Annotated in this window: 14 protein-coding genes and 1 other RNA gene; 4 read left to right on the plus strand and 11 right to left on the minus strand. The window is 56.7% G+C overall.

The annotated features are described in order from the left end of the window. Positions 1 to 302: 302 nt before the first annotated feature. Both rnpB and rsmI read right to left on the minus strand, forming a co-directional pair. Positions 303 to 656, minus strand: an RNA gene (gene rnpB / locus KW839_RS14445) — RNase P RNA component class A. 75 nt (positions 657 to 731) lie between these two features. Then, entirely contained in the window at positions 732 to 1,637 is a 906-nt protein-coding gene (rsmI, locus tag KW839_RS14450; RefSeq protein ID WP_177336929.1) for a 16S rRNA (cytidine(1402)-2'-O)-methyltransferase, read from the minus strand. Positions 1,638 to 1,814: 177 nt separating this feature from the next. Between rsmI and KW839_RS14455 the strand changes: the two genes are divergently transcribed. The 4 genes from KW839_RS14455 to KW839_RS14470 all read left to right on the plus strand — a co-directional run bounded on the left by KW839_RS14455 (position 1,815) and on the right by KW839_RS14470 (position 5,261). After that, on the plus strand, positions 1,815 to 3,626 hold the full coding sequence (locus KW839_RS14455) for a penicillin-binding protein activator (protein ID WP_218424696.1): 1,812 nt from the start codon (positions 1,815 to 1,817) through the stop codon (positions 3,624 to 3,626). After that, entirely contained in the window at positions 3,626 to 3,988 is a 363-nt protein-coding gene (locus tag KW839_RS14460; protein WP_060539474.1) for a YraN family protein, read from the plus strand. Before KW839_RS14455 ends, KW839_RS14460 begins: the two co-directional genes overlap by 1 nt. 104 nt (positions 3,989 to 4,092) lie before the next feature. Further along, positions 4,093 to 4,686, plus strand: coding sequence for a phosphoheptose isomerase (locus KW839_RS14465; RefSeq protein ID WP_028624534.1), 594 nt, complete (start codon positions 4,093 to 4,095; stop codon positions 4,684 to 4,686). Then, complete coding sequence (locus tag KW839_RS14470; protein ID WP_060539473.1) at positions 4,683 to 5,261, plus strand: BON domain-containing protein; 579 nt, start codon at positions 4,683 to 4,685, stop codon at positions 5,259 to 5,261. The genes KW839_RS14465 and KW839_RS14470 overlap by 4 nt, the downstream gene beginning before the upstream one ends. A 135-nt stretch (positions 5,262 to 5,396) precedes the next feature. Here KW839_RS14470 and KW839_RS14475 read toward each other — a convergent pair whose 3' ends face one another. The 9 genes from KW839_RS14475 to rplM form a co-directional block, all read right to left on the minus strand. Then, positions 5,397 to 6,014, minus strand: coding sequence for a GAD-like domain-containing protein (locus KW839_RS14475; protein ID WP_218424697.1), 618 nt, complete (start codon positions 6,012 to 6,014; stop codon positions 5,397 to 5,399). 18 nt (positions 6,015 to 6,032) lie between these two features. Beyond that, positions 6,033 to 7,382 (minus strand): DUF6861 domain-containing protein, encoded by a 1,350-nt coding sequence (locus KW839_RS14480; protein WP_218424698.1) that lies wholly within the window; start codon positions 7,380 to 7,382, stop codon positions 6,033 to 6,035. 214 nt (positions 7,383 to 7,596) lie between these two features. Next, positions 7,597 to 8,010: a ClpXP protease specificity-enhancing factor gene (locus KW839_RS14485; RefSeq protein ID WP_060539472.1), complete on the minus strand. Its 414-nt coding sequence runs from the start codon at positions 8,008 to 8,010 to the stop codon at positions 7,597 to 7,599. A gap of 16 nt (positions 8,011 to 8,026) precedes the next feature. Further along, positions 8,027 to 8,644, minus strand: a complete 618-nt coding sequence (locus tag KW839_RS14490; protein WP_060539471.1) for a glutathione S-transferase N-terminal domain-containing protein — start codon at positions 8,642 to 8,644, stop codon at positions 8,027 to 8,029. A gap of 150 nt (positions 8,645 to 8,794) precedes the next feature. Beyond that, positions 8,795 to 9,577: a cytochrome c1 gene (locus KW839_RS14495; protein ID WP_218424699.1), complete on the minus strand. Its 783-nt coding sequence runs from the start codon at positions 9,575 to 9,577 to the stop codon at positions 8,795 to 8,797. Further along, complete coding sequence (locus KW839_RS14500) at positions 9,577 to 10,788, minus strand: cytochrome bc complex cytochrome b subunit (RefSeq protein ID WP_027619548.1); 1,212 nt, start codon at positions 10,786 to 10,788, stop codon at positions 9,577 to 9,579. Before KW839_RS14500 ends, KW839_RS14495 begins: the two co-directional genes overlap by 1 nt. Further along, the gene (gene petA, locus KW839_RS14505; protein WP_034149537.1) at positions 10,788 to 11,381 is read right to left on the minus strand and encodes a ubiquinol-cytochrome c reductase iron-sulfur subunit; all 594 of its coding nucleotides are present in this window, start codon (positions 11,379 to 11,381) and stop codon (positions 10,788 to 10,790) included. Before petA ends, KW839_RS14500 begins: the two co-directional genes overlap by 1 nt. Before the next feature lie 268 nt (positions 11,382 to 11,649). Continuing rightward, positions 11,650 to 12,042, minus strand: a complete 393-nt coding sequence (rpsI, locus tag KW839_RS14510) for a 30S ribosomal protein S9 (protein ID WP_003228056.1) — start codon at positions 12,040 to 12,042, stop codon at positions 11,650 to 11,652. Between the two features lie 14 nt (positions 12,043 to 12,056). After that, entirely contained in the window at positions 12,057 to 12,485 is a 429-nt protein-coding gene (gene rplM, locus KW839_RS14515; RefSeq protein WP_007917032.1) for a 50S ribosomal protein L13, read from the minus strand. Positions 12,486 to 12,564 lie beyond the last annotated feature (79 nt).

Below are 12,564 nucleotides of genomic sequence, written 5' to 3' on the forward strand. Positions count from 1 at the left end.
ATCTGGCGGATGAAACCGCCCGATAACTTGAATCAGCACAGGGGGCTGCGTTCGGAAGTTAAAGTAATTTATTAAGAGTAAGATTTTTTCGGTATTACGAAAGTGCTCTGCCGACGATTCTGAAACGGGGGGGAAACGGAGTCGCCTGGAGGTTTTACCTGCACAAGCTAATCGGTATCACGAACCCTCCTGCCTATGATTCTGAAAAGAGGGAGAAACGAGCTACCGCGAGTGTCGCCGATGCTGACTAAAGTGCCATCACCACACCCTGCCTAATGATTTAAGCAGAGGAAAGAAAAAAGGTGGAGAGTCGATCTGTAAGCCGGGTTCTGTCTTGAACAGTCATTCGTCTACGATGGCCATCACTGGACATCTTTAGCAACCTACCCGGTCCCAGCGCGGGCCACGCCTTGGGACCCTATTTGGTCTTGCTCCAAGTGGGGTTTACCTAGCCACGAACTGTTGCCAGACGTGCGGTGCGCTCTTACCGCACCTTTTCACCCTTACCGGCGCCGAAGCGCTTAGGCGGTTATTTTCTGTGGCACTTTCCGTAGGCTCACGCCTCCCAGGCATTACCTGGCACTTCGCCCTATGGAGCCCGGACTTTCCTCCCCCCCCTAATTTTCATAGAGGGCAGCGACTGTCCGATCGACTCTCCGCCGCGAAGGTTAACGGCACAGAGGCCGAAGAACAAGCGCTAAACGCCCTTGAGCACGCCTGCACGTCGGGTTTTACTCAGCCTTCTGCTTATCGAGGGCAATCTGATACAGGACATTCTTGCGCTCGCCGGTTATTTGCGCCGCCAAAGCCGCCGCACGCTTGAGGGGCATTTCTTCGAGCAACAGGTTGAGGACGCGCATCGCCTCACTGCTGACGGCATCTTCCGATTCCGGGGCAGACCAGCCCGCCACCAGCACCACACACTCGCCGCGCTGCTGATTGCTGTCGGACTCCACGAACTCACGCAGCTCAGCCAGCGGCAAGCCCTTGAGTGTTTCAAAGGTTTTAGTCAATTCCCGCGCCAGCAATGCCTGCCGCTGCGGACCAAAAACCAGCTCCATGTCCTGCAGGCATTCCAGGATGCGGTGCGGGGCCTCATAAAAAATCAGCGTGCGCGGCTCTTCCTTTACCAGCTCCAGACGCGCCCTGCGCCCCACCGCCTTGGCCGGCAGGAAGCCTTCGAAAATGAATCGGTCAGACGGCAAACCCGCTGCCGACAAAGCCGCGATCAATGCGCAGGCACCAGGAACCGGCACCACATTGATGCCCGCAGCCCGCGCCTGACGCACCAGGTGATAACCCGGATCGGAAATCAGTGGTGTGCCGGCATCGGAAATCAATGCCACATTGTCGCCAGCGAGCAGACGGGTAATAAAACGACTACCTTCATCGCGTTCGTTGTGCTCGTGGCAGGCCGCCAGCGGGGTGGAAATACCGAAATGCTGCATCAGTCGCTGGGAATGACGGGTATCTTCTGCGGCGATCAACGCCACTTCGCGCAGGATTTTCAGCGCACGCGCACTGATGTCATCCAGGTTGCCGATGGGCGTCGCCACCACATAAAGCGAGCCAGCAGCGGAATTCAAAGCACCTGGAGCAGTCAAAACGCATACCTCATGTTCGGTAAAAAGCCACATTGTACCGCGTAGCGACGCTTGCAATGCGTGCCGCTATCCGCTGTTTTAACGACGTTTTGTGCACTTGCGCAATATTTGCTTGAGCTAAATTGATCGATTCACGCCAGTAACATCGCGCCCCGGCCAGTGCTTGGGTACAATTCCACGCTAATTTGATCGAGTATCAGGAACGCTTACATGATCACTTGCCTGCGGCTGTTATCTGCCCTCTGCCTCGCTGCCTTGCTGGCGGCTTGCGCCAGCTCGCCCTCCTCCAGCCTTGGCGAACTTCCACGGACCCCGGATGCGTCTATCGAGCAACTGCTTGCCAAAGCCGCTCAGAGCAAATCGCCGGAAGATGCGGCCCTGCTGCGCCTGAGCGCGGCAGACCTGGCTTACCGCCAGGGTAATGCGGGCCAATCCGCGCAAATCCTGCAACAAGTGCCGGTCGAACAACTCAAGCCAGGCCCGCAGGTCTTCGCCAGCACCCTGGCGGCCGAACTGGCCATGACCCGCAACCAGCCCAAGGCAGCACTGACCGCCTTGAGCCACCCGAGCCTGCAGCGTCTTGGCGAACTGCCCGAGGACCAACAGGTTCGCACCGGCACCGTTCGCGCCCGCGCCCTTGAAGCCGATGGCCAAACCCTGGCCGCGGCCCGTGAACGCATCTTTATCGCGCCGATGCTCAGCGGTGAAGCGGCCAGCAAAAACCACGAAGCCATCTGGACCTTGATCGCCTCGCTGCCGACCGATCAATTGCAGCCCACCACCACCGACGACCTCGGCGGCTGGATGGCCTTGGCACTGGCGGTGAAAAGCGCCGGAACCCTGGAACAACAGCAAGCCGCCATTGATAACTGGCGTGCACAGAACCCGAAACACCCGGCCGCCATTCAGCTGCCACTGCCATTGACCAAACTCAAGGAGCTGGCCAGCCAGCCCCTGAGCAAGATCGCCTTGCTCCTGCCGCAGGACGGTCAGTTGGCCAATGTCGGCAAAGCGCTGCGTGACGGCTTCATGGCTGCTCACTACCAGGCGCAACAAGCCGGGCAGAATCCGCCAGCCATCGAGTTCTACGACAGCTCGCGCCTGACCTCCATGGATGAGTTCTATCGCAAGGCCCAGGCCGATGGCGTGCAACTGGTCGTCGGGCCGCTGGAAAAGCCGCTGGTCAAACAGCTCAGCACTCGCCCGCAACTGCCGATCACCACGCTGGCGCTGAACTACAGCGAAGGCGAGCAAGGCCCGGCACAGCTATTCCAGTTTGGCCTGGCGGCTGAAGACGAAGCTCGCGAAGTGTCTCGCCGCGCCCGTGCCGATGGCTTGCATCGCGCTGCCATCATGGTGCCGAAAGGCGAATGGGGCGACCGCGTCCTGAAGGCGTTCAGCCAGGACTGGCAAGCCAACGGTGGCACCATCGTCGCCACCGAACGCGTCGACCAGCCAGTGCAGCTGGCCCAGCAGATTGCCGACATGTTCCAGCTGCGCCAGAGCGAAGGCCGCGCCAAGAGCCTGCAAAGTACCGTTGGCTCCCAGGTTGCCGCCCAGCCGTCGCGCCGCCAGGACATTGAATTCATCTTCCTGGCCGCCACTCCGCAACAGGCGCAGCAGATCAAACCGACCCTTAACTTCCAATACGCTGGCGACGTTCCGGTCTACGCCACCTCCCACGTATTCAGCGCCAGTGGTGACGTGAACCAGTACAACGACATGAATGGCATTCGCTTTTGCGAAACGCCTTGGTTGCTGGACGCCAATGACCCACTGCGTCGCCAGGTCGCAGCCCAATGGCCACAAGCCGCCGGCAGCCTGGGCCGCCTGTACGCCATGGGCGTCGACGCCTATCGCCTGGCGCCGCGACTGGGGCAACTCAAGGCCCTGCCAGACAGCCGCATCGAAGGTCAGTCGGGTAGTCTGGGCATGACCCAGAGCCAGCGCGTGGTGCGTCAACTGCCGTGGGCCGAGTTCGTCAATGGCCAGGTTCAACGCCTGCCCGACACTCCTCGCTGATGCCCGACAGGTCACGCCAGCAAAGCGGTAAAGATGCCGAGCGCCACGCGCTCGAGCATCTGCAACAACAAGGTCTGCGCCTGGTGGCGCAGAACTGGCTGTGTAAACGCGGCGAGCTTGATCTGGTCATGCTAGATGGCGATACAGTAGTATTCGTTGAGGTCCGTTACAGAAAAAACACTCAATGGGGTGGCGCGCTCGATAGCATCGATGGGCGCAAACGGCAGAAACTGATTTTTGCCGCGCAGTATTTTCTTCAGCGCGAATCGCGTTGGGCCAATTCCCCTTGCCGCTTCGACGTGGTCGCCATCGATAGCAACCTCGATCAGCTGAACTGGCTGCAGAATGCCTTCGACGGCTGAACGCTTGCAGACCGAACCGAACGCCACCACCCAACACTTTTGCTCTTTGCTTTGCGGGCTGCACATTCATGTGCCAGGTAGCCGCGCTAATTAAGGTCACACAGATGGACATGCAATCCCGAATTCGCCAGCTTTTCCAGGCCAGTATCGACACCAAGCAACAGGCGATGGAAGTACTTGCACCGCACATCGAGCAAGCCAGCCAGGTCATGGTCAACGCCCTGCTCAACGAAGGCAAAATGCTTTCCTGCGGCAACGGCGGCTCCGCCGGCGACGCCCAGCATTTTTCTTCCGAGCTGCTCAATCGCTTTGAGCGCGAGCGCCCGAGCCTGCCTGCCATTGCCCTGACCACCGACAGTTCGACGATCACCTCGATCGCCAACGATTACAGTTACAACGAAATCTTCTCCAAGCAGATTCGCGCACTCGGCCAGCCGGGCGATGTATTGCTGGCCATTTCCACCAGCGGTAACTCGGCCAACATAATTCAAGCGATCCAGGCCGCACATGATCGCGAAATGATTGTCGTAGCAATGACCGGTCGTGACGGCGGCGGCATGGCGTCCCTGTTGCTGCCCGAAGACGTCGAGATTCGCGTACCGGCCAACGTCACCGCACGTATCCAGGAAGTCCACCTGCTGGCGATCCACTGTCTTTGTGATTTGATCGACAGCCAATTGTTCGGGAGTGAAGAATGACCCCTAATCGCCTTGGCCTACTGGCCCTGACCCTGTGCCTAGGCATCAGCGGCTGCACCTCGGTGGTGAATGCCAGCCGCGAAGCACCGATTGATGATGACCGTGGCACTCGTACACTCGGCAGCAAGATCGACGACTCCCTGATCGACACCAAGGTCGGCGTGAACATTGCCAAGGCCGACCCTGGCCTGGACAAGGACTCGCACATTGTCGTCTCCAGCTTCAACGGGGTGGTGCTGCTCGCCGGGCAAACGCCGCGCGCAGACCTCAAGGCCAAGGCCGAACAAGCCGCCGCCGCCGTCCAGCGCGTGAAGAAGGTCCATAACGAGCTGCAAGTCATTGCCCCCTCTTCGTTGCTGGCACGCCAGAACGACGCTTGGCTGACCACCAAGATCAAGGCGCAGATGCTCGCCGATGCGAACATTCCCGGCTCGCGCATCAAAGTCATCACTGAAAACGGCATCGTCTACATGCTGGGCCTGCTGACCAAACAGGAAGCCGCACAGGCGACCAACCTGGTACAGGGCGTTTCCGGCGTGCAGAAGATTGTGAAGCTGTTTGAGTACATCGACTGACTGCGCATCACAAAAAAGGGACGCTCGATGCGTCCCTTTTTTGTTCCGTAAATTTATGGGAACACCGAGCCAGGATAAATTACTTGGAGTCGGTCCAGGAAAAGCGGCAGTCGCGGGTAGAAGCCGGGGCATTCTTCACAGATCTGAAAAACTATAGGGCTGAAGCTCCGCAATTTGAGACAGCAGGATCAGATGCTCCACCGCCTTAACCTTCTCTAAGTGTTCGAGAGTGTCCGGGCCGCCGAACATCAGCGCGGGAACAAAGCCGTACATTTCATCGTGACGCAGGGTGCCGAGCTTTTTCTTTGCGGGTTTGAATAGGTCGCCATAATCGTTGGCGTCTGCTTCGATGGACAACAGGAAGCACTGAAGCCCCTTATCCATTTGGTCTCCTGTGTATATAGACGTGTGTGTGGCATAACGGGAAAGGTGGCTTGTTATATCGAGAGAGGCTCCCGTTTTTTCGCCCCAGAGGTACAAATCACCAAAGGCGCTACGGGCAATCAAGTGGTAGGTGTCAAACGCTTCAAACTCCGTCCCTTCAATCCAGGATGCCACTACCCCTTCGTATTCCTGAGGATTCACTATCCAAAAAATCCCGTCACCGTAACCACACCAGCCGTGTTCGGCCCAGTATTCCAACAACTGATTGGGTAGTTTACCTCGGTAGCGTTCGATGCTAGACGCCGGCACTTCCTGCCTGTCAGTAGGCTCACCAATTTTCTCTATAAATCTAGCAAATATTCGGTCCATGCAATTTTCTCTTATTAACTAGCACTTATGTAATTTGACGTTGAGAAAAGTTGACCCTCGTACCGACTTGGGGATGCTTTCAGCAGAGCTTTTCAAATTTTCAATCTTATTTCTCCATTGCGGGCCGATGCTCGAATTCACTTGTCTATCACCGAAGTCCGCAATGATATCCTTACCTCCAGCGCTCAGATCGGGATTATGCAGCCCAGCAAGGTTTGACATCGTCTCCTTAGCTTTTTTGACGGCGGCTGTTTCAGCATCGAGTAAATCCATAACCTGCGAAAGCTCTTCAGTAAACCGTCTTTGCAAGGTATTTTGTAAATTGTTACGTGCCTGCCTCGCAGCCGCCCGACTACGCTTCACCGGGCTAGCAATATTCTCCAGATACTCATCAACCGTCAGCCGATTCAGCCCGTCCTCCTGCCCTTTCAACTGCCGCTCGAATTCTCCCACTTTAGACGCCGGCAGCTTGTCCGCTTTGAAGCATTCGACTTTATGAAGCGGCATTGCGTTCGGCTTGTCATGGTGCGCATCCTTGTGCTTTCCAGATGGACGATTGGCTGGTAGCACAGGCTCCTGTGGGCCGAGTGCACCTCTGCGGGGTGCTGCGGTCTGCAGGTCCGGGCGCTTTATCAGTGCCTCTTCATGCTTGAGCATCCATTCACCCAGGCGTGCCCCTTTGGGGCTTGCCCGCATTTCCTGAGCCAGTATGTTTGCATTGCCTCGACCACGGGTGATGTGAGCGACGATGGCGCCCAGCAGCAGGACCACAACCTCCACATGTCCCTGCGCGATCTCGTGAGTGGCCCTGCCTATGGCAAAAGAATCGTCTGGTCTGAACGGATCTAATCCACTCTCACCACACGGCCCTTTCCATGCGGTGGCGATGCCTCGCAGGTAATACTCGCCAATACGCGGCAAGCCCTCGACGAAAAAAACAGCGATGGATGTCAGGCCTAGCACCCCCAATATCCAGGTACTGACCTGTAACCCCATGGCGGCGCCAGCGGTACCCATGGGAATGGCACCCACCCCCCCTATAAGTGCGCCCGCTCCTGCCCCTATTGCTCCACCGGTTAACACACCGCCGGCGACGATCATTGCCATCTGAGAGACGACATCCATCAACTCGCGGAGGATGCCGCAGATGTCGAGGCTGGAGAAGCGCTGTCTCAACAGGCGGCCCGCTTCCCACTCGGCGTGGATGAACGCAGTCCTGACGCTATTGACACGACGGATGTTGAGTGAGACGGAAGGCGCGCGCTCGTTGAAATGTGTGCGAAAGTGCGCACCTCCCTGGTAACCCATTGCGTGGGTTATACGGCTTTCAATATCGTGCCATGTGGGCACGATTTGCCATAAAAACATTTCGGTTTCCTCCCTGACAATTCGCTTGCTCACGAACTGCTAAATCCCAGCGTCCGTTGCTGAAACGTTAACGAGGTATGGGAGGTACCGATGTAGGAAAACTCGTCCGCTCAAGCAGGAAACGTCCTTTATTTCGCGATGTTGCAAGAGCACCAGGCATAGAGCGGCATTCGTCAGTAATAAAAAAGGCGATCCATCCGGATCGCCTTTTTTATTACTTCACAACCTTCAAGCTGGGCCTTCCGCTTGGACGCGGCGGCTCACTGTCCGGTGGCGGGATATCATCATCGGGCTCGATCTCTTCCTCGTCATCTACAGACGATTCCAGATCAAACACCATGCCCTGGCCATTCTCCCGGGCGTAAATGCCAAGGATCGATGCGATAGGCACGTACAGGGTGTGCGGCACGCCACCAAAGCGCCCCTCGAAGCTGACCGCCTCGTTATCCATGTGCAAATGACGCACGGCCTGTGGCGACACGTTCAGGACAATCTGCCCGTCACTGGCAAAACCCTGGGGCACCTGCACCGACGGATACTCGGAATTGACCAGCATGTGCGGGGTGCAATCGTTATCTACAATCCACTCATAGAGCGCGCGGACCAGATAAGGACGACTGGAGTTCATAACGGCTCCTTAAGCCTTAGCGCATATCGCGTTCGACACCAGACAGACTCGCCTGGAAAGCCTCACGCGCAAACGAGCGCTCCATGTAATCAAGCAGCGGCTTGGCAGGCCGCGGCAGTTCAATACCCAAAATCGGCAAGCGCCAGAGTATGGGTAATAGGCAGCAATCCACCAGACTTTGTTCCTCACTGAGGAAAAACGGCTTGTCGGCGAACAATGGCGACACGCCAGTCAGGCTTTCGCGCAGCTCTTTACGAGCCACGGCACGGGCCGCTTCCTTGGTCCGCGAATCCAGGATCAGATCCACCAGACCACACCAGTCACGCTGGATTCGATGAATCAGCAGACGGCTGTTGGCACGCGCCACGGGATAAACCGGCAGTAGCGGCGGGTGCGGGTAACGCTCATCCAGATATTCCATCACCACGGTCGACTCCCACAACGCCAGGTCACGATCGACCAGGGTGGGCAAGCTGCCGTAAGGGTTCACTTCAATCAGTTTAGGTGGCTGGCGTCCAGCTTCCACGTAAATGATCTCGGCGCTGACACCCTTCTCTGCCAGTACGATGCGCACTCGGTGGGAATAGTGGTCGGCGGGGTCGGAGTAACAGGCCAACCGATTGGTCACGCCCATGGCGATCCTCCTCGCTTGTAGAAATTATCGGATACGGAAAAACGAGCGCGCCCAGAGGGCGCCTCTCGCAACGGCTGGATCACCAGGCTCGCTACACTTTCAGAGGCGCCCTTGGGCGCGCGCGATTAACAGCAATAGCTTGAAGCTTTATCAGTGCACGTCTTTCCAGTATTCACGCTTGAGCAAGTAGGCAAATACGAAGAAGAACGCCAGGTACAGCAAAACGTATGTACCGATGCGCTGATGTTGCAGCTTAACCGGGTTAGCCGAGTAAGCCAGGAAGGTTACCAGATTCTTGACCTTCTCATCGAACTGCTCTTCGGTCAGAGCACCGCTTTTCGGCACGATGGTCAGTTGATCGCACGCTTCATGAGTCAGCGGCGTGCCCGTCAACGGATCATATTGCTTCTTGCCGTCTTCGACGATCTGAACCTGTTTGCAACCGACTACCTGACGACCTTGCAGGCCGACCAGGACGTTAGGCATACCCACGTTCGGGAAGACCTTGTTGTTCACACCCCAAGGGCGCGACGGATCTTCGTAGAACGACTTCAGGTAGCCGTAGAGCCAGTCGGTACCGCGAACCCGGGCAACCAGGGTCAGATCCGGAGGCGCCGCGCCAAACCAGGCCTTGGCGTCCGCCGGCTGCATGCCGATGTTCATGTGATCGCCGATCTTGGCGTCAGTGAAAACCAGCTTCTCCAGCATCAACTCGTGGGGAATGCCCAGGTCATCGGCAACACGCTCATACCGCTGGAACTTGGCACTGTGACAACCCATGCAGTAGTTGGCGAACGTACGTGCACCATCCTGCATGGCCGCTTTATCGGAAACGTCGATGTCGACTTTTTCCAGCTCCGGGCCACCGTGTTCAGCTGCGAAAGCGAACACTGGCAACACAGCAAGCATCAAAACAGCAAATAGTTTTTTCATCAGCCAGTCACCCTTTCCGGAACCGGTTTGGTCTTCTCGAGCCTGGTGTAGAACGGCATCAGAATGAAGTAGGCGAAGTACAGGAAGGTACATACCTGCGACAGCAACGTACGGCCCGGGGTCGGAGCGAGCACGCCCAGTACACCCAGGATCACGAACGAAATGCAGAACACCCAGAGCCAGATCTTGCTCATCCAGCCTTTGTAGCGCATGGATTTTACCGGGCTACGGTCAAGCCATGGCAGGACGAACAGCACGGCAATCGCGGCACCCATGGCGATAACGCCCAGGAGCTTGTCCGGAACAGCCCGCAGAATCGCGTAGAACGGAGTGAAGTACCAGACCGGAGCGATGTGCTCTGGGGTCTTGAAGGCGTTCGCCACTTCAAAGTTCGGCTTCTCGAGGAAGTAACCGCCCATTTCAGGGAAGAAGAACACGATCGAGCAGAAGATGAACAGGAACACCACCACGCCGACGATATCTTTCACGGTGTAGTACGGGTGGAAGGCAATGCCGTCCAACGGTACGCCGTTTTCGTCTTTGTATTTCTTGATGTCCACACCGTCCGGATTGTTCGAACCGACTTCGTGCAGTGCCAGAACGTGCAGCACTACCAGGCCAAGAATGACGATAGGCAAAGCCACGACGTGCAAGGCGAAGAAGCGGTTGAGGGTAATCCCGGAAATCAGGTAGTCACCACGGATCCACTGGGTCAGGTCGTCGCCGATGACCGGAATCGCACCGAACAGCGAAATGATTACCTGGGCGCCCCAGTAAGACATCTGACCCCACGGCAACAGGTAACCCATGAAGGCTTCAGCCATCAATGCCAGGTAGATCAGCATGCCGAAGACCCACACCAGCTCACGCGGCTTCTGGTACGAACCGTAGAGCAAGCCACGGAACATGTGCAGATAGACCACGATGAAGAACGCCGAAGCGCCAGTGGAGTGCAGCAGACGCAGGATCGAGCCGTACTCGACGTCGCGCATGATGTATTCGACGGAAGCAAAGGCTTCTTCCGCCGAAGGGGTATAGCTCATGGTCAGCCAGACACCGGTAACGATCTGGTTGACCAGAACGAGCAGCGCCAGGGAGCCAAAGAAGTAGAAGAAGTTGAAGTTCTTCGGAGCGTAATATTTGCTGAGATGGTCTTCCCACATTTTTGTGGCGGGAAAGCGCGCATCAACCCAATCCATGAATTTGCTCATCACGCTTTCTCCGTATCGACGCCAACGACAATGATGTCATCGGTCTCATAGGAATGCGGGGGAACTGGCAGGTTCAAAGGCGCAGGTTGCGACTTGTAGACGCGACCAGCCAGATCGTAGTGGGAACCGTGGCAAGGGCAGAAATATCCGCCTACCCAGTCCTTGCCCAGATCGGCAGGTGCCACTTCGGGACGGAATGTCGGCGAGCAACCCAGGTGCGTGCAGATACCGATCAGCAGCAGAACCTCAGGTTTGATCGAACGGGTTTCCGGATCAACGTAAGTCGGTTGTGTCGAGTTCTTGGAGGTCGGGTCAGAAAGCTGGCCCTCGATCTTTTTCAGATTCCCCAGGATTTCCTGTGTACGGCGGACGATGAACACCGGCTGACCGCGCCACTCAGCAATCATCTGCTGGCCTGGCTCGATTTTGCTGACATTCACTTTCACCGGTGCACCTGCGGCTTTCGCCTTGGCACTGGGAAACCATGACCCCACGAACGGGACCGCAGCCCCCACCGCTCCTGCAGCACCCACCACGGATGTGGCTGCTACCAAGAAGCGACGCCGGCCTGCATTCACGCCGTCATTGCTCATTCAGTCCTCTCCCATCAGCTTTGTGGCCTGTTAAATCAGGCATCTACTAAGTAAATCTATGTACTTATAAAAATTTTGCCGAATGGTAATGAAAAGCCCCAATTCTGACAAGGTAATTACCGGAGCCCATCACCCCCAAGCCTTGTAGTATAGGGCGTCTGCGGATGTGGCAAGTTGTCACAGCGCAAATCTTCAATAAATCGCACGCATAAAAAAACGCCCAGCTCCGTGAGGATACTGGGCGTTCTTTTTTGAACGTGGAAGCGAATTAACGCTTCGAGTACTGCGGACGCTTACGCGCTTTACGCAGACCGACTTTCTTACGTTCAACTTCACGAGCATCGCGGGTTACGAAGCCGGCTTTACGCAGGGCGCTGCGCAGAGTCTCGTCGTAGTCCATCAGAGCGCGAGTGATGCCGTGGCGGATTGCGCCAGCTTGACCACTTACACCACCGCCGATCACGGTGACGTAGATGTCGAACTTCTCGACAGTCTCAGTCAATTCCAGCGGCTGACGAACTACCATGCGGGCAGTTTCGCGGCCGAAGAAATTATCCAGCGAACGGTTGTTGATGGAGATGTTACCAGTACCCGGACGCAGGAAAACGCGTGCGGTTGCGGTCTTGCGACGGCCAGTGCCGTAATTTTGAGTCGCCGACATAATGTACTATTCCGTTAAAACTTCAGTTCTTGGGGCTGCTGAGCAGTATGTGGGTGTGCAGCGCCCGCATAGACTTTCAGCTTACGGTACATGTCGCGACCCAGTGGGTTTTTAGGCAGCATGCCTTTAACCGCGGTCTCGATCACGCGCTCAGGGGCCTTGGCGATCAGCTTTTCAAAGTTGATCGACTTGATACCGCCCGGGAAACCAGAGTGGGAGTAGTACATTTTGTCAGTGGTTTTAGCACCGGTAACACGGATCTGCTCAGCGTTGATTACGACGATGTAGTCGCCGGTGTCAACGTGAGGAGTGTACTCAGGCTTGTGCTTGCCACGCAGACGGCTCGCGATTTCGGTGGCCAGACGACCCAGGGTCTGACCAGCAGCGTCGACGACAAACCAGTCGCGCTTTACTGTTTCCGGTTTAGCAGTAAAAGTTTTCATTCTTTATAGCCTCAGGGGCCGCCCTGTAAATTAGACGGCGGATCTTACTGAATAGTGCGTACTTTGACAAGTCAAAGGC

It is taken from the genome of Pseudomonas sp. PDM31 (assembly GCF_019218965.1).
In the GTDB taxonomy this organism is placed as follows: Bacteria; Pseudomonadota; Gammaproteobacteria; order Pseudomonadales; family Pseudomonadaceae; genus Aquipseudomonas.